Genomic DNA, 20,422 nt, shown 5'->3' on the forward strand with positions numbered 1-20,422 from the left:
ACCCGCGGACACCTGACGTAGAGTCCCGTCCGTGCCGCGATGCCAGACATGCGGACGGCGGTGGGAAGGCTCTCACACGCCGTGCCCGCCAGGACCACCCGCGCAGGGCGACAGTCCTTCGCCGTCCCCCGTGCCCGCCGTTCCCGGGTACCGGGTGGACGGCGTCTTCGCGCAAGGGGGCTTCGGCGTGATGCTGGGCGCCTCGCGCGAAGCCGACGGACAGCGCGTGGCCATCAAGGTCGCGCGCGGGAGCAACTGGTTGGGCCGCGCGCAGCTCGCCCGCGAATCCGAGGCGCTGCGCGTGCTGGGCCCGCCCACGGTGCCCGCGCTGTACGAGGCCGGCGCGCTGTCGGGCGGCGCGCGCTTCCTGGCCATGGAGTACGTGCCGCTGCCCACGCTCGCGGACCGGCTGGCCCGAGCCGCGGGCCCGCTGCCGTCCGAGGAGCTGGCCCCGCGCGCGCTGGCGGTGGTGGACACCGTCGCCCAGGTCCATGCGCATGGACTCGCCCACTGCGACCTCAAGCCCGAACACCTCTTCCTCGACGAGGCGACGGGCGGGGTGCGCGTCTTCGACTTCGGCCTGGTGCGGGGGACCTCCACGGAGACCACCGCCCGCCCCAACGAGGCCACCACGCCCAGTGACGCGTCCGGCTTCGCCGGCACCGCGGAGTACATGGCCCCCGAGCAGTGCGCCGGCAACGCGGACGTGTCCACGCGCACGGACGTGTACGCGCTCGGCGTGCTCCTCTACGAGATGCTCACCGGCCGGCCGCCCTTCTTCGGCGCCACGCCGGACGTGCTCCAGGCCCACCTGTCGCTGCGTCCACCGCCGCCGTCCGACTTCGCGCCCGTGCCGCCCGCGCTGGAGGAGGTCGTCCTGCGCTGTCTGGCGAAGGAGCCCGCGCGCCGCCCGGAGAACGCCACCGCGCTGGGCACCGCGCTGCGCGAGGCCTTCGAGCACGCCCACCGCGCCACCGAGCCCGCGACGCCCCGGCCCGCCGCCCCGGGCGAGCCGCGTCCCGCGCAGATGCGCCGCTCCGTGGCCGTCCTCTTCCTCACCTCGCGCGCCAACCCCGTGTCGCTCCAGAAGGCCCTGGCCTCCTATGGCGGACACTTGGCCTTCTCCGACGCGCAGCGCGTCGCCGCCGTCTTCGACCCGGAGGCCGGAGAGAATCCCGTGCGCCGCGCCATGCGCGCCGCGGAGGGGCTGACGGAGCGGGGACTGGTGCCGGGCGGGCTCGTGGACGTGTCCGCCGTCACCGTGCAGCGCCGCCCCACGGGCGCCCCGCGCTACCTGGGCGCCATCCTGTCTCGGGAGGACCGCTACCCCACGGGGCCTGAGGCGCACGGGCTCCTCATGTCCCCCGCCGCCGCGGAGGCCGTGCCCGAAGTGCCGTGCATGGAAGTCCCCGAGCTGCGCGGCCTGCTGCGGCCCGCGCCCCCGGGCGCCGCGCCCCGGCCCGACATCACCGTGCTGCAGTTGGGCAGTGAAGTGCTGGTGGGCCGCGAGGCGGAGCTGTCCGAATTGTTGGAGAGCGCCCGCTCCGCCGTGGGTGAGGCCACGCCCACCATCGTCACCGTGCTGAGCGAGCGCGGGCACGGCAAGAGCCACCTGGCCGCGACGCTCGCCCGCCGCCTCCAGGTGATGCTGCCCCACGCGCGCGTGTACAGCAGCCGCTCGCGCGAGCCCGTCCAGGGCGACCCGGACGGCACGCTGCGCACGCTGCTGCGCTGCGCACTCAATGCCTTCGAGCGCGACGACACGGACACCGAACAGCAGACGCGCGCCGCCATCCTCCAGCGCCTGGGTCCCACGCTGGGCACCGAGCTGTGGCCGGGCGTCGCCGCCACGATGGGCTGGTACGCGCCCGGCGGGCCGGAGCTGCAGAGCTGGGCGGCGGCGCCGGGTGCGCTGCGTTCGCTGGCCATGCGCGCCGCGGGTGAACTGCTGGCCGCCAACGCCCGCGAGCGCCCCGTGTGCCTGGTGCTGGACGACGCGCACTTCGCGGAGGAGACGGCGTTGGATGCGCTGGAGTACGCGTGTCTCGCCGAGGCCAGCGTCCCGCTGTGGGTGTGCGTGCTGGCGCGACCGGGCTTCGAGAAGAGTCGGCCGACGTGGGGCACTCGCGCCGCGAAGCAGTCCACGCTGGCGCTGCCCGTGCTTCCCGCGGACCAGGCACAGTCCTTGTGCCGCTTGCTGCTCAAGCCCGTGGAGAACGTGCCCGCGCAAGCGGTGGAGCGCATCGTCGAGCGCGCCCAACACGTGCCCCTCTACCTGGTGGAGCTGGTGCGGGGCCTCAAGCGCCAGGGGCTGGTGCGCCAGCGCGCGCCGGGCGGGAGCTGGTACCTGGTCACGGACGGGCTGGAGAAGGTGCCTGAGCTGCGGCTGGTGGAGTGGCTGGCGGACCGGGAACTGGGCGCGCTGCCTCCGTCGCTGGCCGCGCACGCGCGGCTGTGCGCGCTGCTGGGCACGGACTTCACCGCGGCCACCGCCGAGGGCGTGGTGCGCGAGCTGGAGCGTGACGGCGCCGCGGGGGGATTTCCCCTGGACGCGGGCCATGCCACCAAGCGGCTGTTGGACTCCGGCCTGCTGGTGTCCCACCGGCATGAAGGGCTGAGCTTCCGTAACGAGTTGCTGCGCGAAGCCGTGGCGTCCACCCTGCCCGCCGCCGAGCGCGAGCGCATCCACCATGCCGCCTACCGCTACTTCCTCAGCGCGGCGGGCGCGGGCGAGCGGCAGCGGCTGCCCCGTCTGGCATTGCACGCGGCCGCCGCGGGACGCCGGGACGAAGCCGCCGCGCTCTCCATCGACCTGGCCGAATCCGCCCGGGGCCGCCACGCGTTCCTCGACGCGGAGGCCATGTACACGCGGGCCCTGGAGCTGCTGGAGCCCACGGACGAGCTGCGCTGCCTCACCTCGCTGCGCGGACGGGGGCTGATGCGCATCCGCATTGGCCGGTATGACGATTCGCTCGCGGACTTCGCCGCGGCCCGGGAGCGCGCGCGGCGGCTGGGCCACACGCGCACGGAGGTGGAGCTGCTGCTGGACGAGGCCATGGCGCTGGACTGGGTGAACGACTACACGCGCAGCGAGGCCATGGCGCAGGAGGCGCAGCATCTGGCGGCCACGGTGGCCTCGCCCTACGTGCAGGCCCGGCTGCTGCTGGCGCTCGGACGCGCGCAGTTCCGCAAGGGGGAGTGGCAGGAAGCGCGCATGCCCCTGGAGGCCGCCGCCGAGCGCGCTCGCCGGCTGGGAGACGCGGGGTATGAGACGCAGGTGGTGGCGCAGTTGCTGCTGGCCGTCATCCTTCCCAACCTGGGCGACATCGACGAGACGGAGCACGTGCTCAACGAGGTCATCACCGCGTGCACCGAGCGCGGAGACCACTTCCACCTGGGCAGCGCCATCAACAACCGGCGCAACTTGTGGGTGGCGCGCAAGGAGCTGACGCGGGCGCTGAAGGACCAGGAGCGCTTCATGCACCTGGGCCGCGAGCTGGGCATGGTGGGCTGGGAGTACTTCGCCGAGCACAACCTGGGTGAGCTGCACTACCAGGCGGGCGACGCGGAAGCAGCCACGCCGCACATCACCCGGGCCATCGCGCTGGAGCGCCGGCACCCCGAGGTGGCGTCCCGGCCGTGGGCCCTGCTCCTCCAGGCGCGGGCGCTGGCGTGGACGGGCCGCCATCCGCGTGCGCGGGAGGTGTTGGCGCAGGTGCGGCAGGTAATGGCGGAGGGCCCGCCGGGCGTGGAGCTGAGCCCGTCCGAGGAGGTGCTCTTCTCCATGGTGGAGCTGGCCACGCGCGATGCCTCGCCGGAGGCATGGTGGTCGCTGAGGGAGCGCTCCGCGCAGGTATCCGTGGAGCAGGAGCCGCTGGAGGTGCTCGAGATGATGGGGCTGGCGGCGCTGCGGCGTGGGGACCACGAAGAAGCCGCACGCGTGCTCCGCGAGGCCCTGGAGCGCTCACGGCACGTCCCGAACCTCATGGAGGGCCGCATCCGACGGTCCCTCGCTAAGGTGCACGAAGGCTCGTCGGCTACATGAACCCCAGCGCCATCAACGCGGCGAAGAGCACACCCGCCAGCGACTCCCCCGCGATGGCTCCCGCCGCCAGCGTGGACACGTTTCGCTCCGCCGCCGCGGGCCAGCGCCAACGCGCCGCCGCCAGCCCGAGCGCGCCCACGCAAATCGTCACCGCGTAGTACGCCGGCAGGATGAAGCCGATGCCCAACGCCACGGGCAATGGCAGCCACCGCGCCACGCGGCCCCGGGACGCGAACGTCAGCAGCGCGCCCACGCCCACGGCCACGCACGCGGCCAGCGCCGCCTGTGGCGGCAGCCCGTCCAACCCACGCACCGCCACCTCCGCCACCGCGCGGAACTGGTGCGCGAAGGGCGCGGGCAGCGCCTCCGAGCCCAGGCCCTGCGTCCGCGTCAGCAACAGGTACACCGGCACGCCCACCACCGAGCCCGCCAGCACACCCACCAACTGCGCGGCGAGCAGCCGGCGCGGAGACGCGCCCAGCAGGTGCCCGGCCTTCAGCGACCACATGCTGACGCCCGTCTGCGCCGCCGCGCCCGACACCACCGCGCCCGCCGCGACGTTGGGCGCCACGGCCCCGGGCAGCAGCCCGCCGAAGATGACCTGCGTCACCTGCCCCATCTGCGTCACGGGCGACACGTCCACCTGCCCGGCGCCACGCGCGCACACCGCGCACAACGGCAGCACCAGCACCAGCGCCAGCAGCATGTACGGCACGCTGAGCCCAAAGAGCATCGAGCCCAGCGCCACCGCGAGGACACACGCGCCGAGCCCGACGCCGAACGCCCAGGCGGGCACCGTCTCCCCCTTCCTCAGATTGCCCAGGTCCCGGGCCGCGCCGAGGAAGTCACGCGCCTGCGCCAGCAGCGACGCCATCGCGGAGCCCACCATCAGCCCCACGCCGGGCCAGGTCAGCCACGCGGAGAGCGACTCATAACCCGGGTCCGCCAGCAGGCCCGTGCTCGCGAGCCACGGCGACAGCACGCCCCACGCCACCGCCGCGCCCGCCAACATGCTCAGGCCCAACCGAGGCCCCGTCATCATGCCGATGGCCAACAGCATGGGGCTCCACCCCACGCCCCACGTCAGCGACGCGGCGGGCACGCCGCCCAGCGTCCCCGGCATCGCCGTCATGCCCGGCAGCCACTTGAAGGCATCACGAACCGCCGTGACGACCACCGCCGCCGCGCCCGCGCCCGCGAGCAGCCGGCCCCGCCCCGCGCGGACCTCGGTGCCCGTCGACGCGTGCATCGCGGTAATCAGCTCCGCGGTGGCGATGCCCGTGGGAAACGGCAGCGCCTCCTGCGCCACCAACCGCCGCCGCAGCAGGTGCGCGGCGAGCACGCCCAGCACGCCCAGCGCCACGCTCCACACCGCCACGCCCCAGGCCGGAACGGACGTGCCCAGCAGCGTCAGCGCGGGCAGCGCGCCCAGCAGCCCCGCCGCCGCGGGCATCGCGCCCACCGAGGCCGCGGCCGTCTGCGTGAGGTTGTTCTCCAAGGGCGTATAGGCCGAGCCCCGCTTGCGGGACACCGTGGCCAGCGCGCTGAAGCCCAGCACGGCGGCGGTGACGGAGCCGCTCTCCCACCAGCCCGTCTTCAGCCCCATGTAGACGTTGGTGACGGCCAGCAGCCCGCCGATGAGCAGCCCCATGCCCAGCGCGCGCGCCGTCAGCTCCAGGGGCGCCGCGTGCTCCCGCACCCGCGTCAGGACGGGCGCGACCTCCGTGGTGGACGCCTCCGGTTCCGTGAGTTCACGCACCGAAGGAATCATCGCCCTGCCTCGGCGGAGCGGCCCACCAGTTCCCGAAGCTGCGTCAAATCCAGCGGCTTGGAGATCTTGGCGTTGGGCACTTCGCGAAGGAAGGTCACCGTGCGCGGCGTGAAGGCACCACCTGTCATGAACACCATGCGTCCGGCTTGCTCCGGGGCGCAGCGCCCCAGCTCGTGGTACAGGTCCATGCCCGTCATTCCGGGCATCATCACATCACAAAGGATGAGGTCGAAACGTCCGCCGTCGCTCACCAGCCGGAGCGCGGCCTGCGCGCTGTTCGCTGTGGCCACCTCGTGGTCCGCGGCCAGCGAGCGCTGCAATGCCAGCGTCACGTTGGGCTCGTCGTCCACCACCAGGATGCGCGCCCGCGCGTTGGCCTGCATCGCGGCGGCCAGACGGGGCAGCACCTCCAGCTCGCGCGTGGCGGCGCACAGCACCACACGGAACGTGCTGCCGCGCCCCAGCTCGCTGTCGGCCTGGATGGAGCCGCCCATGGACTCCACGATGCCGTGGCAGATGGACAGCCCCAGCCCCGTGCCCACGCCCACCGGCTTGGTGGTGAAGAACGGGTCGAAGATGCGGCTCAGCACCTCCGGGGCCATGCCCATGCCCGTGTCACGGACCTCCACCACCACGCGGTCCTTCTCACCGCCCCGGATGACCACGCGAATCTCGTGCTCCATGCCCGCGGTGCCTTCCTCCGGAATCGCCTGCGCCGCGTTGAGCAGCAGGTTGAGGAACACCTGGCACAGTCGGGACTCGCTGGCCTCCACCGGCGCCACCGGCTCGAACTCCGTCACCAGCCGGGCGCGGTGGCGGATGACGTTGTCCGCCATCTTGCACGCCAGCTCCACCGCGCGACGCACGTCCACCGGCATCAGCCGCGCCTCCTGCTCGCCGCGCGCGAAGACCTTCAAGTCCCGCACGATGGTGGCGATGCGCTCGGCGCCCTCCGCCGTCTCGCGCACCAACTGCTGCAGCGACGCGACGGGCGCCGCGGGGGCCTGGCTCTCCAGCCGCTCCAGCCCCTCGCGGATGAGGTGCAGGTTGACGAGCATGTAGGCCAGCGGGTTGTTGATTTCGTGGGCCACGCCCGCGCCCAGCGTGCCCACCGACGCGAGCCGGTCCGCCACCACCAGGTGCGCCTGGAGCTGCTTGCGCTCGGTGGTATCGCGGTGGACCATGATGTTCGCGATGCCGCGCCCCTCGCTGTCACGCAGGGGCACGACGACGGACTCACACCAGAAGGGGGTGCCGTCGCGGCGCTTGAACTCCAGCTCTCCGGACCAGCGCCCCTGCTTGTCCAGCGCGGTGAGAATCTGGCCGGTGAGCCGGTCCGGCTCGTCCGGATGCAGCACGCTGAAGAGCGTCTGGCCCAGGGCCTCTGACTTCTGGCGCCCGAACATGCGCTCGGCGCTGGAGTTCCAGTCGATGATGCCGCCCGCCAGGTCGGTAATCACCACGCCGTCGTAGATGCTCTCGAAGATGAGGGACTGGCGGTGCAGCTCCTGCTCGGCCAGCTTGCGCGCGGTGATGTCCATCACCGTGCCCGTCACCCGCGCCGGCGCGCCCGTGGCGTCACACAGCACGTCGCCCTTGCACGAAATCCAGCGCCAGCCGCTGCCCTGCGGCTCGATGCGGTACTCCACGTCCACCTGCGTCTTCTTCTCCAGCGCGGCGCCCAGCACGTCGCTCACGCGGGGCAGGTCCGCGGGGTGGACCACCTCCGACAGCTCCATGGCGCGGCCCGACAGCTTGCCCACGGGTAGCCCCAGGAGCCGGTCCACCTGCTCGCTCCACGTCACCCGGCCACTGGTGGCGTTCCAATCCCAGATGCCCACGCGCGCGGCCGTCAGCGCCTGGCGCAACTGCTCCTCGCGAGGCTCCAGCACGTCGCGCTTGGAGAAGCGGAACACGGTGACGGTGCCAATCTGCAGCCGGTCGCCTTCCATCAGCTCGGCGCTGCTGACGGGGACGCCGTTGAGCAGCGTGCCGTTGGTGGAGTCCAGGTCCGTGACGTGGCAGGAGCCGTCACTGCCTCGGACGATGCGCGCGTGCTTGCGCGACACCCCGTGGTCGTCGATGCGCACCGTGACATCCGAACCGCGGCCGATGACGTGCTCCCCCAGGTCCAGGCGGAAGGCCTTGCCAATGGCCGCGGGTGTCGTGGTGCTGATGAGAATGAGACAGGCTCCCGTGGAGGACGGAGGCGGGGCCATGGCAAGCCCCGCACACGTCGTGAGGTCGTCCAGCATCGTCATTTCGCAGCCCCCCGACGCCCGCCTGAAGCCCCACAACCCATCCATCCCCGAGCTCCCGTACGAAGCGTCACGCCTCCGGAATCCCATCAGTGCCGGGGCCCTTCCGTCCAATCCCCCCCGACCCCAGGGCGACAGACCTTCCGGCAGCGAACATCCCGCGCCTGGCGCACCGCCATCCGCCCTGCCAGGTGGTCAACGTGCCCACCACGATGCCGCGCCGCGGCGGGAATTCATTCCCGCACCCAGGCAGACTTCGTGGGGAAAGGTGTAAGGATCAGGCACCCCATGGCGGCGGACTCCGAGAGCACCTTCCGCATCCAGGCCCGAGCGGACCTGCATGCGTCCGAGCGACTACCCAGTGACGCTTCCCGCGCGCAGCGAGGCCCGGGCACGCTCGCGGGCGAATACGTCCTCAAGGCCCTGTTGGCCTCGGGCGGCCACGGCAGCGTCTATGAAGCCGAGCACCGCATCCTGGGCCGCCGCGCCGCGGTGAAGGTGCTCCACCCCCACCTGGCGGACCAGGGCGAGATGCTCAAGCGCTTCGTGCGCGAGGCCCGGGTGGTGAATCAGATACGCCACCCCAACATCGTGGACGTGTACGACTTCGGGCTGATGCCCGACGGCAGCCCCTACTACGTCATGGAGCTGCTCACCGGGCGCACGCTCAGCCAGGTGGTGCAGGAGCGCGGGCGGTTGTCGTCCTCGCGCGCGCTCGCGTACCTGGAGCCCGTCTGCGGCGCGCTGGAGGCAGCGCACCGCGCGGGCGTCGTCCACCGCGACTTGAAGGCCAGCAACATCCTCGTCGTGGAGGAAGGCGAGCGGCCCCGGGTGAAGCTGCTGGACTTCGGCATCGCCAAGCTGCTGCACGCCGAGCCCGCACAGGAGGGCCTCACCATCGCCGGCCAGCGGCTGGGCACCGCGCACGCCATGGCGCCCGAGCAGTTCCGCGGCGGCCCCATTGGCCCGCACACGGACATCTACGCGCTGGGCGTGCTGCTGCATCAGCTCGTCACCGGCCGCTATCCGTTCCAGTGCGAGGACCGGATGGAATTGGAGCGCCTCCACCTGGAAGCCCCGCCGCCGCGGCCCAGCGCCATCGCCGCCGTGTCGCCGGCCGTGGACGCCGTGGTGCTGCGCTGCCTGGAGAAGGACGGAGGCCGGCGCTTCAGCAGCGTGACGGCGTTCCTCGCGGCGCTCAGCGAGGCCGCGGAAGAACCCGTCCAGCCCGCGCGCCGCACCCGGCTGGCGCTCGCCGTCCACGCCGAGGTGGTGCTCGCCGCCTCCGCTCAGGACGACGACGCCGTGTACGCGGTGCTCGCGGACGTGCTGGACGGACTCGAGCAGGGCCTGCGGGGCGGCGGCTTCCTGCTGGCGCTCCAGTCCGGCACCTCGCTGCTGGCCGTCCACCCGCTGGAGAATGGCGCGCCCAGCGCCGAGCGCACCGAATACCTGCGCGAGGCGGAGCGCACCTTGCGGCTGCTGCAGACCATGGCCCAGAAGCTGGCGGAGCCGGTGAACGCCCACGTCCACCTGTGCATCCACCTGGGCCAGGCGGAGACGCGCGGCGATCCGCAGGAGTCCGAGGTCGTCGGCGGCCCCGTCACCGACGTGGGCACGTGGCGGCTGCGTTCACCGGATGGCTTCGCCCTCACCCCGGCGGCGTCGCTGGCGCTCGAGTTCGACGAGAGCGACTGACTCGCGGATAACACGTATCTGTTATCACCTGGCATGCAGGCGCCCCGCACGGCGTCTGACATGACACACATCGGGTGTTTCCAGGCAGACCCCCACTCGAATATTCCGGCTTGGCTATATTTCTCGCGCCCTGAAAACCCTCACACTGGGTGCATCCATCAGCGACAGCATTTTCGTACATGGGAGCTGGAACTGATGGCCTTCGAGAATCCAGCGCTGCTGGCTTCTTGTAACGGGGGAAAGCCATGCACCACACGCCAGCGTCTGTGTCTGGAATTCAAATCAATCACCGACTGAAACACCCATGCGGGTCAGCGGCCACGAGAGGACTGTGGAGCCTGCTGCTGGGATTCACCGTGGGCGCCTGCGGCCCCGCGGGGCATGTCAGTGATGATTGGACACCGACCATGGCTCGCGCGGCCGCTGAGTCAGACAACGGACTCTCCACCAATGGTTTGTCGACAAATGGCCTGTCGACCAACGGGCTGTCCACCAATGGCTTGTCAACAAATGGCCTGTCAACGAATGGATTCTCCACCTGGTTCAACCAGGATCCCGAACGCGCGGACGAGCTGATGCGATACATCATCAAGTGCGCGGCGAAGGGGAACCAGCAGCGTAAATACACCAACCCCGCGACGGGGGTGACACACACGTGGCACGGAGGCCTGGGCCTGGCGCACCAATGGGCCACGGGCGCGGCGGCGACCCGGGAGGAACAGGAAGTCGTCTCCGCGTGCCTGGCGGCGCACGCCAACAAGTTCGGCATCCCGGTGCCCATCTCCGTGCTGGGCCGGAACGCGCGCGGGGCGGCGCTTTCGTACACCGAGCAGGAGCTGGCGGTGTTCAGCGAGCGGGAGGCGTGCTTCTTCGGCAACCTCTTCGACGGCACCGGCGTCTTCGCCGCCACCGACCGCGGCTACCTCGCCTGGGACGAGAGCAGCGTGCGCTCCTGCGGCCTGTCCTCGAACCCGAGCCAGTCGGACTGTCTGCCCATCATCCGCGCGGGCACCTGCCAGTCGCTCTGTCAGCGCGCCACCGACAGCACCGTGCCCTTTGGCGTGGCCGCGGAGAAGCAGAACCCGCCCAGCAACGGCGAGCGGCCCTATTACGAACAATGCACCCACAACGGACGGGCGTACCGCCCCCTCACGACACGCATCCAGCCGCGAGACATCCACCGCTGCGGTGACGGCGTCTGCCAGCTCACCGAGCGGTGTGGCTCGGGCACGTCACCAGACAGTTGCCGGGTGGACTGCGGCATCTGTCCTGGTTGAAGCACAGGTGCCATGGCGGAACACACGGTCTCCGTCGTGCGTCACACGCTGGCACCGCCCCTCGGTACCTTGCCCCGTACCACCATGACGGTGTTGACTACTCGGGTCTGTCGCGGCTCGGGGTTACTCCACGAGCAGACACCCCATCCCTGGAGCCGGACGCGATGACACTTCGAACGAGGGTGAAATTGATGTCGGCGGTGGCGCAGCGGCGCGGAACCTTGCGACGCGCGTTCGACCTGCTCCAAGGCAACACCCTGGGAGGCGTGCGCCTGCGCGCGCACCGTCCTCCCGCGGGTGAGGCGGAGCGGCTCGAGGAGACGGTGCGCGAGCGGACCGCCGCGCTGGAGGCGGCCAACATCAAGCTGTCGCGCAGCCTGGAGCAGCTCCGGGCCACGCAGGCGCAGCTCCTGTTCGCGGACCGGTTGATTGCGCTGGGCCGTATCGCCGCGGGCGTGGGCCACGAAATCAACAACCCGCTGGCCTTCATCCTCAGCAACCTCGAATACATCCACCAGGAGCTCCAGCAGAAGGAGCACCTGTCCGAGCAGGAGCGTCAGGAAGTGCTGGAGGCGCTGGCCGAGACGCGCGACGGCGCCGAGCGCATCCGGCTCATCGTGCGTGACTTGCAGACGCTGTCACGCGCGGAGGACGTGGGCACGGGCCCGTCGGACCTGGCGTCGGTGGTGCGCACGGCGGCGAAGATGGCCATGCACGAGCTGCGGCACCGCGCCCGGCTGGTGGTGGAGTGCGAGGGCCTGCCGCCCGTCCAGGGCAACGGCGCGCGGCTGGGGCAGGTGTTCCTCAACCTGCTGCTCAACGCGGCGCAGTCCATTGTCCCCGGCGCGGTGGAGAAGAACGAGGTCCACATCGTCGCCCGCGAGGCCAAGTCCGGCCGCGTGGCGGTGGAGGTGCGGGACACCGGCTGCGGCATCTCGCCGGAGCACCGCGAGCGCATCTTCGACCCGTTCTTCACCACCAAGCCCCTGGGCGTGGGCACGGGGCTGGGGCTGGCGGTGTGCCATGGCATCGTGACCTCGCTGGGCGGCACCCTCACGGTGGAGAGCGCGCCGGAGCGCGGCAGCATCTTCCGCGTCACGTTGCCCGTGGCCGGCGCCTTCGCCCAGGCGCCGCGCTCGCAGCCGGCGGACGTCGCGGCCTGAGGCGCTCCGGCGATTGCGCCGGCTCGTACTGCGTCATCCCCTGCATCGGCGGCGCGTAGAGGTGCAGCGACACGGCGCCGTGGCGGGACGCATTGTCGATGCGGTGGATGGTGTCCGGGAACTCGACGAGGACATCCCCCTCCTCCGCGCGCACGGCCGTCTCCGGGGCCAACCGGTCCCCCGCCCAGGCGTAGCGCGTCTCCCGAAGCGCGCCCTGCACCAGCCAGGACACGCCACCGGAGCCGCCATGGTCGTGCACGTGCGAAGCCTGGCCGGGGAGCCATGAAACGAGCAGCAGCTCACACGCGGGCGTCCGGGCCACGGTGCGCCGCGTGTAACCCGCCGCGTCGAAGTGCACCAGCTCCCGCAGCAGCCCCCAATCCACCCTGCTGGAGCGCAGCCGTTCCACCAGCCACGCCACGGATGGAATCTCCTCGGGCCGCTCGGGGAGCTGCCAGCCGAGCAGCGCGTTGGCCATGGAATGCAGCTCACGCTCGGTGATGACGGACTCGCGCATGATGACCTCCCGCGTGTGGGTTGGAGTGTGAACACCCCACAACACCCTGCCCAGGGAGGCGGGGCAGGCATGCAGGCCCGGCGCCTGGACACCTGAACGCCGCGGGAGGATGCCAGCGAGCGTGGCAGGACCTACGATTGCGGCGTGCGAGCACAGGGGTGTTGGGATGTGGCCATCGTGGGAGGAGGTGCCAGTGGCACGCTGCTGGCAGCGAACCTCCTGAGGGACGCGCGCGCGCCGCTTCGCGTGGCCTTGGTGGAGCGGAGCGGGCGGGCCGGCCTGGGGCTGGCGTATTCGACGACGAGCCCGTGTCATCTGCTGAACGTGCCCGCCGCGAAGATGGGCGCCTACGCGGACGACCCGGAGCACTTCCTGCGCTGGGCGCGCCGCGAGCAGCCGGGGACGCCGCCCGGTGCCTTCATCGCCCGCCAGCGCTACGGACGCTACCTGGAGTCGGTGCTGCGCGAGGCGCGCGCCAACGCGGCCCCGGGCGTCCATCTGGACGTCGTGACCAGCGAAGTCGCCGCGGTGGAAGAGACGAGCGACGCCGTGCGGCTCGTGCTGGCGGATGGGACGTGGCTGGAGGCCAGGACGGCGGTGCTGGCCCTGGGCAACGCCCTGCCCTCCAACCTGCGCGTGTCCGACGGCGGGCTGTACGTCAGCCGCCGCTACCACCGCTCCCCCTGGGCGCCGGACGCGCTCCGAGGCGTGGCGGCCCGGGATGACGTGCTGCTCATCGGCACGGGGCTCACCATGGTGGACACCGTGCTCTCGCTGATGGAGCAGGGCCACCAGGGACACATCCATGCGCTCTCCCGGCACGGCCTGCTGCCACACGTGCACCAGGAGGCGACCCGCTCGAGCTATGCGGCGCCGGGCATCCGGGACGCCCTGCGGGCCTTGCGGCAGGAGCTGCGGCGCGCGCGGCCGGAGACGGCGCACGCGAAGGAGCACCTGCCGTTGGCGGTGCGCATCCGTCCCGTCCTGCGCCTCGTGCGCCGGGAGGTGCGGCGCGCGGCGAAGGCGGGCGCGGACTGGCGCCAGGTGGTGGACGCGCTCCGGCCCGTGTCGGTGCCGCTCTGGCAGCGGCTGCCGGTGAACGAGCGGCGCCGCTTCCTCCGCCACCTGCGCGCCTACTGGGACGTGCACCGGCACCGGATGGCGCCCAGCATCGGCGAGACGGTGGAGCGGCTGCGGCGCGAAGGGCAACTGACGCTTCACGCCGGGCACATCCGGAGCTTCGCGCTGGAGGACTCGGGCGTGGAGGTCCGCCTGCGTCCGCGCGGGCGCGGTGGCCAGGAGACGGCGCTGCACGTCCAACACGTCATCAACTGCACGGGCCCCGAGGGCGCGATGACGCGGGGCCACCCGGTGCTCGGCGGACTGGTGGAGACCGGGCGCGTGAGCCCGGACGCGCTGGGCATGGGCCTGGCCGCGGACGAGGACGGCGCGCTGCTGGACATCCATGGGCATGCCGCCGGCCGGCTCTACACCCTGGGCCCGCCCAGGCGGGGCGAGCTGTGGGAGACGACGGCTGTCCCCGAGATTCGCGGCCACGCCCGGAACCTGGCGTGGCACCTGCTGCGGCGGGTGGAGGCTTCGCGCGCGCCGCGCGAGCCCCTGGCGTCCTCGGGCGTCCCGCTCGAAGGGTGAGGCGCGCGGGCTACTCGGCGGACGCCGCCACGATGCCCAGCCCTTCCACCGTGAGCTGCACCCGGTCTCCCGGGCGCAGCATGTGCGCGGCGGTGGCGGCGCCCGCGAGCACGATGCTCCCCGCGGGCAGCACCTGGCCACGCTGCGCGAGCAGCTCGCAGAGCTGGATGATGGAGATGACCGGGTCCCCGGAGATGGCGTCCGAGCGCGCGGACTGAACGGACTCGCCGTTCACCGTCATGGTCATCTCCAGCCGCGTGAGGTCCATCGCGCGGGGGGGATGCTCGGTGGTGCCCAGCACGAACAGCGACGACGACGCGTTGTCCGCCACCACGTCCGGCAGGGAGAAGTATTTGAAGTCGCGGTAGCGCGAGTCGAGGATTTCCATGGCCGCGAACACGGACTCACAGGCATCCAGCGCCTCGTCGCGCGTCACGGTGCCGCGCAGCTCCCGGCCGATGCGGAAGGCAATCTCCGGCTCGATTTTCGGGTGCACGCCCTGCGAGAGCTGAATCACCCCGCCCGCGGGCACCTGCATCCGGTCCGTGAGCACGCCGTACACGGGCGAGTCCAGGTTCATCTGCTTGCGCTTGGCCTCGGAGGTGAGCCCCATCTTCAGGCCCACCACGCGCTCGCCGTGGGACTGGCGCAGCCGGATGCCGGCCTCCTGGATGGCGTAGGCATCCGGCACGCTCAGCGCGGCGTGCTCACGCGTGAGCGGGGCCACCTCGCGGCGCTCCAACCTCGCCGAGTCCAGTGTGTGTGCCAGTGCCTCGTGGTCCACGGTCGCGGTCATCCCCTGCCCTCGTTCGTCGTTCCCGGCCACGCCTTCATGGCGCACCGCCCGGATGGTGGCGCGGAGCTTCCGGTACACCCACATGGCCACGCAAGCGTCGCGAGCACGCGGGTGTCACGAGCGGACGCTGGCCTTCCAGGGTGTGGGTGCTGCATAACGCGGGGACCCAGGCCGGGTGGGATTCTCCGAAGGAGCCCTTTTCATGCGACACCCCAGCATCATCGCGGCGCTGCTCTTCACCGCCACGGCGGCCAGCGCCCAGGAATACGACGAGCACGTTCACGACGGCTTCTACCTGCGCCTGCAGGTGGGCGGCGGCTATCTGCGCGCGAAGGCGACGGATGCCATCCCCCAGTACACGGTGAAGGGCGCCGGCGCGAACATCAACGCCGAGGTCGGCTTCGCGCTGGTCAACAACTTCATCCTCCACGCGAAGTTCTACGGCGCGTCCACGCCGAACCCGAGCATGCAGATTGGGGACCTCACCATCGAGGGACAGGACGAGGACCGGAGCCAGAACTACGGCGCCGTGGGCCTGGGCATCACCTATTACATCATGCCCGCCAACGTCTACCTGTCCGGCGCGGTGACCTACACCCAGCTCTCCGTCTCCCGCCGGAACGAGAAGGTGGCGGAGTCGGACATCGGCGGTGGCCTGCACCTGGGCATCGGCAAGGAGTGGTGGGTGAGCAAGAACTGGGGCCTGGGCGTGGGCGCCGAGCTGGCCATGGGCCGCATCCGCAACGAGTTCGACCGCGAGAGCTGGAACGTCGCCAACTTCTCGGTCGTCCTGTCCGCGACCTACAACTGAGCCGCGCCGCGCCCGCCAGCCTCAGCCCTGCCGGTTGAGGCTGGCCGCGAGCGCGCGCACCGCCACGCGCGGGCTGAAGCGCACGCCCACCGTCCCCACCCAGTTGAGCAGGCCGTGGATGGCCAGCACCCGGCCGCGCATCATCATCGCGTAGGCATGGGCGGCCACCGCCTCCGCCGTCGCCACGCCCGTGCGCTGGAACAGGCGCGTCTTGCCGTTGCCCGCGCGCTGGGTGAACTCCGTGTGCGTGGGGCCCGGGCAGTGGCACGTCACCGTCACGCCCGTGCCCTTGAGTTCGTGGGCCAGCGCCTCCGACAGGGACACCACGAAGGCCTTGGTCGCGAAGTATGTCGCCATGTACGGCCCGGGCTGGAAACCCGCCGTGGAGGCGACGTTGAGGATGCGCCCGGCACCGCGCTCCCGCATGGGCCGCGCGAACAGGTGGGACAGCTTCAAGAGCGCGGTGCAGTTGACCGCCACCATCTCCGCCTCGCTCGCCAGCACCTGCTCCAGGAACGGACCACACGAGCCGAAGCCCGCGTTGTTCACCAGGAAGTCCACCGTCAGTCCGCGCGCGCGCACGGACTCGAAGAGCTGCTCGGGCGCGTCCGGTTGAGACAGGTCCGAGGGGAAGACGTGCGCCTTCACACCGTGCGCCTGCTCCAGCTTCGCGGCCAGTGCCTCCAGCCGCGCGGCGCTCCGGGCGACCAGGACGACGTCGTGGCCATCCCGCGCGAAGCGATGCGCGAACTGCTCTCCCAATCCCGCCGAGGCTCCGGTGATGAGCGCCACTTTCCGCGACATGGTGTGTCCTCCAGGCCCCGCCTTATAGCCGAGCGGCCCGGGCGCGGCGGTCTCGTGAACATCCCTCGACAGGCAGGGCGGGCAGGCGGCCGAATGGCGCGGGGACGCGCCGGCGACTTGCCACCGTCAACCAGGGTGGCGAGCTTTGACTTTCCACGGCCCGCGCCGCGAGGACACCCGGGGCCGGGACAGGAACGAGAGCACGTCCCGTGAGCGCGCGGAGCCGGGGGCCGCTCGTGCTCGCGACGCGGCTGCCAGGGGCAGACGCGCTGGCCGTATCGAAACGAGGACACCCTCCCCACGGGCCGCTCGAGACACCCCAGGTGCGGCCCCCGAGCGAGCCTGTCATGAGCGAGCTGGAAACGAAGCTGTCCCTGCTGCGCGCCCACCTCGGGGACCTGGGGGCCATCCGCCTGCGGGGCGCGGACTGGTTCTCCTGGGCCACCTGCGGCGGCTCCAACGTGGTGCTGCTCGCGGAGGAGACCGGGGTGGCCGAGGTGCTCGTCACGCGCGAGGGCGCCTGGGCGCTCACGGACCGCATCGAAGCGGAGCGGCTGGAGAAGGAGGAGCTCCCTTCAGGGCTGCCCACCCAGGTGAACCCGTGGGAGGCCCCAGCCCAGCGCGAGGCGTGGGTCTCCGCGCGAGTCCAAGGCACCATCGCGTCGGACCGGCCCTCGCACGGAGAAGTGCCTCTGCCCGAGGCCCTGGTCCGCGCCCGGGCGTCGCTCCTGCCACGGGAGTTGGAGCGCTACCGCGCGCTCGGCAAGGACACCGCGGAGGCGGTGACGGAGGTGCTGCTCGCGGCCACGCCGGAGTGGACGGGCTTCGAGCTGGCGGGGGCGGGCGCGGAGGCGCTCTGGACACGCGGCATCCAGCCGGCCCTCACCCTGGTCGGAGACGAGCGTCGGCTGCCCCTCTACCGGCATGCCACCGCCTCACGGGAGCGGCTCGGCGCGCGGGCGATGATCGTCGTCTGTGGGAGGCGGCACGGCTTGTTCGCCAACCTCACCCGCTTCGTCTACTTCCGCGCGCCCTCCGCCAAGGAGCGCCGCCTCGCGACCGACGTCCTGCGCGTGGAGGCCGCGACCTTCACGGCCAGCCGGCCCGGGAACACGCTGGGACAGGTCTACTCGGCGCTCGCCCGCGCGTACGCGGACGCGGGCCACCCCGGCGCGGAGGTGCTCCACCACCAGGGCGGCCCCTGCGGCTATCTCTCCCGGGATGAGCTGGCGCGTCCCGGCATGACGGTGGCGCTGGCGCCTCACGGCGCGGTGGCGTGGAACCCTTCCCTGCCCGGAGCGAAGAGCGAGGACACCTGCGTGGTGTCTCCCGGCGGACTGGAGGTCCTGACGGTGGACCCGCGCTGGCCGACCGTGGAGGTCGAGGGGCGGCTCAGGCCCGACCTGCTCGTGCGCTAGTTCGGTGCCGCGCCCCGCATGGCTGACCCGCTCGTGCGGTGCCGCACCGCCTCAGGCCCAACCGCTCGTGCGGTGCAGTGCCGCCGCATGGCTGACCCGCTCGTGCGGTGCCGCGCCGCCTCAGGCCCGACCGCTCGTGCGGTGCCGCGCCGCCTCAGGCCCGACCGCTCGTGCGGTGCCGTGCTGCCGCATGCCTGACCCGCTCGTGCGGTGCGGCGCCGCCTCAGGCCCGACCGCTCGTGCGGTGCCGCGCCGCCGCATGGCTGACCCGCTCGTGCGGTGCCGCGCCGCCTCAGGCCCGACCGCTCGTGCGGTGCCGAGCCGCCTCGGGCCCGACCGCTCGTGCGGTGCCGCACCGCCGCATGCCCGACCTGCTCGTGCGCTAGTCCAGTGCCGGGGCGCCGCAGGCCCCACCTGAGCATGCGCTAGTCCGGTGCCGTGCCGCCGCAGGCCCAACCTGCGCGTGCAGCGCAAAGCCGCCACGGACCGCCCCACGGACGTGCGGGCGTGACCAAGCCGCTGTGCGTCATGGCCGACAGTGAAGCCACGCTCCGCCGAGCGTCATGCGAGCAACAAGGCTGCCTTTTTCGCGTGCCCGTCGGCAGTAGACGGCGCCTGTGCGTGACGCTGGTGACATGAGGAGGGGCGGCGTACATTGCGCCGTCCCACCGGGGCGGCGCGGTCGCGCTTCCATGCGCGAGGCCGCCAAGCGGGTGTCCGTCGCCGCGCCGTGGGCAGACACAACCGGAGAGCGCGGCCATGGAGAAGGTGCTCAACTACATTGGTGGCGAGCTGCTGCCCGCCCGAAGCGGTGCGTGGCTGGACAAGCCCGAGCCCGCGACGGGGGCAACGTACGCCCACGTTCCGGACTCCGACGCCGCCGACGTCCAGCACGCGGTGGAGGCCGCCGCCCGGGCCTTCCCCGCCTGGGCCGCCACCCCGGCCTCCGAGCGCTCGCGCATGCTGCGCCGCATCGCGGACGGCATCCGTGCCCGCCTGGACGCCTTCGCCCGCGCTGAGTCCATCGACACCGGCAAGCCCCTGTCCGTCGCCTCGACAGTGGACATCCCGCGCAGCGTCCTCAACTTCGAGTTCTTCGCGGACGCGGCGACCCAGTTCGCCAGCGAGGCGCACGCCACGGACAACGTGGCCATCAACTACACGCTGCGCTCACCGCTGGGCGTGGTGGGCTGCATCTCCCCGTGGAACCTGCCGCTGTACCTGCTGACGTGGAAGATTGCCCCGGCGCTCGCCAGCGGGAACTGCGTGGTGGCCAAGCCGTCCGAGGTGACGCCGATGACGGCGTACCTGCTGGCCCAGGTCTGCCGCGACGTGGGCCTGCCGCCGGGCGTGCTCAACCTCGTCCACGGCCTGGGCCCCAAGGTGGGCGCCGCGATGAGCGAGCACCCGGACATCAGCGCCATCTCCTTCACCGGCAGCACCCGCACCGGCGCGGAGATTGCCCGCGTGGCCGCGCCCGTCTTCAAGAAGCTGTCGCTGGAGATGGGCGGGAAGAACCCGAACGTCATCTTCGCGGACTGCGACTTCGACGAGGCGCTGGCCACCACGGTGCGCTCGTCCTTCGCCAACCAGGGGCAAATCTGCCTCTGCGGCCCGCGCATCTTCGTGCAGCGTCCCATCTACGAGCGCTTCAAGGAGGCGCTGGTGACGCGCACGCGCGCGCTCAAGGTCGGTGACCCGCTGGAGCCGGGCACGGACCAGGGCGCGCTGGTGTCGCAGCAGCACTTCGACAAGGTGCTGGGCTACGTGGCGCTCGCGAAGCAGGAGGGCGGGCGCGTCCTCACCGGCGGACAGCGCGCCAACGTCCCCGGGCGCTGCCGCGATGGCTGGTTCGTGGAGCCCACCCTCATCGAGGGCCTCGACTGGAACTGCCGCACGAACCAGGAAGAAATCTTCGGACCGGTGGCCAGCATCATGCCCTTCGACTCGGAGGACGAGGTGCTCGCATGGGCCAACTCCACGAAGTACGGCCTGGCCGCCAGCGTGTGGACGCAGGACGTGTCCCGCGCGCACCGCTTCGCCTCGCGGCTGCACAGCGGCATCGTCTGGGTGAACACGTGGATGCTGCGCGACCTGCGCACGCCCTTCGGCGGCGTGAAGGACTCGGGCGTGGGACGCGAGGGCGGCTGGGACGCGCTGCGCTTCTTCACCGAGCCGAAAAATGTCTGCATCAAGCTGTAAGCCCCCTCC

Annotated in this window: 13 protein-coding genes; 8 read left to right on the forward strand and 5 right to left on the reverse strand. The window is 71.9% G+C overall.

The genetic code is table 11. The features are described 5' to 3' along the window. Positions 1-31: 31 nt before the first annotated feature. Positions 32-4,045 carry a serine/threonine-protein kinase gene (locus tag A176_RS29285; protein WP_044889286.1) on the forward strand — a complete coding sequence of 1,338 codons (4,014 nt, stop codon included), beginning with the start codon at positions 32-34 and terminating at the stop codon, positions 4,043-4,045. Here A176_RS29285 and A176_RS29290 read toward each other — a convergent pair. Continuing rightward, positions 4,038-5,816, reverse strand: a complete 1,779-nt coding sequence (locus A176_RS29290) for an OPT/YSL family transporter (RefSeq protein WP_002635686.1) — start codon at positions 5,814-5,816, stop codon at positions 4,038-4,040. The two genes, A176_RS29285 and A176_RS29290, sit on opposite strands and share 8 nt — an antisense overlap. Next, on the reverse strand, positions 5,813-8,077 hold the full coding sequence (locus A176_RS29295; protein WP_002635685.1) for a serine histidine kinase EspA: 2,265 nt from the start codon (positions 8,075-8,077) through the stop codon (positions 5,813-5,815). The genes A176_RS29290 and A176_RS29295 overlap by 4 nt, the downstream gene beginning before the upstream one ends. Before the next feature lie 285 nt (positions 8,078-8,362). On the opposite strand from A176_RS29295, the gene A176_RS29300 reads away from it, so the two are divergent. The 3 genes from A176_RS29300 to A176_RS29310 all read left to right on the forward strand — a co-directional run bounded on the left by A176_RS29300 (position 8,363) and on the right by A176_RS29310 (position 12,212). Then, complete coding sequence (locus tag A176_RS29300; RefSeq protein WP_002635684.1) at positions 8,363-9,772, forward strand: serine/threonine-protein kinase; 1,410 nt, start codon at positions 8,363-8,365, stop codon at positions 9,770-9,772. Positions 9,773-10,017: 245 nt separating this feature from the next. After that, on the forward strand, positions 10,018-11,049 hold the full coding sequence (locus A176_RS29305; protein ID WP_002635683.1) for a hypothetical protein: 1,032 nt from the start codon (positions 10,018-10,020) through the stop codon (positions 11,047-11,049). Positions 11,050-11,213: 164 nt separating this feature from the next. Beyond that, positions 11,214-12,212 carry a sensor histidine kinase gene (locus tag A176_RS29310; protein WP_044889284.1) on the forward strand — a complete coding sequence of 333 codons (999 nt, stop codon included), beginning with the start codon at positions 11,214-11,216 and terminating at the stop codon, positions 12,210-12,212. Here the strand turns inward: A176_RS29310 and A176_RS29315 are convergent. Beyond that, positions 12,145-12,729, reverse strand: a complete 585-nt coding sequence (locus A176_RS29315) for a cysteine dioxygenase (RefSeq protein WP_044889283.1) — start codon at positions 12,727-12,729, stop codon at positions 12,145-12,147. The genes A176_RS29310 and A176_RS29315 overlap by 68 nt on opposite strands. A gap of 168 nt (positions 12,730-12,897) precedes the next feature. Between A176_RS29315 and A176_RS29320 the strand changes: the two genes are divergently transcribed. After that, entirely contained in the window at positions 12,898-14,382 is a 1,485-nt protein-coding gene (locus A176_RS29320) for an FAD/NAD(P)-binding protein (protein ID WP_002635681.1), read from the forward strand. 10 nt (positions 14,383-14,392) lie between these two features. On the opposite strand, the gene A176_RS29325 is transcribed toward A176_RS29320, so the two are convergent. Next, positions 14,393-15,178, reverse strand: a complete 786-nt coding sequence (locus A176_RS29325) for a 2-keto-4-pentenoate hydratase (RefSeq protein ID WP_044889442.1) — start codon at positions 15,176-15,178, stop codon at positions 14,393-14,395. Between the two features lie 202 nt (positions 15,179-15,380). On the opposite strand from A176_RS29325, the gene A176_RS29330 reads away from it, so the two are divergent. Further along, positions 15,381-15,989 (forward strand): outer membrane beta-barrel protein, encoded by a 609-nt coding sequence (locus A176_RS29330; protein WP_002635679.1) that lies wholly within the window; start codon positions 15,381-15,383, stop codon positions 15,987-15,989. Between the two features lie 21 nt (positions 15,990-16,010). On the opposite strand, the gene A176_RS29335 is transcribed toward A176_RS29330, so the two are convergent. Then, a complete protein-coding gene (locus tag A176_RS29335) occupies positions 16,011-16,793 on the reverse strand; it encodes an SDR family NAD(P)-dependent oxidoreductase (RefSeq protein ID WP_002635678.1) in 783 nt (260 codons plus the stop codon). Positions 16,794-17,140: 347 nt separating this feature from the next. Between A176_RS29335 and A176_RS29340 the strand changes: the two genes are divergently transcribed. Together A176_RS29340 and A176_RS29345 are read left to right on the forward strand one after the other, a co-directional pair. Continuing rightward, positions 17,141-18,211, forward strand: a complete 1,071-nt coding sequence (locus A176_RS29340; protein WP_002635677.1) for a M24 family metallopeptidase — start codon at positions 17,141-17,143, stop codon at positions 18,209-18,211. 759 nt (positions 18,212-18,970) lie between these two features. Next, positions 18,971-20,413 carry an aldehyde dehydrogenase gene (locus A176_RS29345; RefSeq protein WP_002635676.1) on the forward strand — a complete coding sequence of 481 codons (1,443 nt, stop codon included), beginning with the start codon at positions 18,971-18,973 and terminating at the stop codon, positions 20,411-20,413. The last annotated feature ends 9 nt before the right edge of the window (positions 20,414-20,422 follow it).

The organism is Myxococcus hansupus (genome assembly GCF_000280925.3).
Taxonomy (GTDB): Bacteria; Myxococcota; Myxococcia; order Myxococcales; family Myxococcaceae; genus Myxococcus; species Myxococcus hansupus.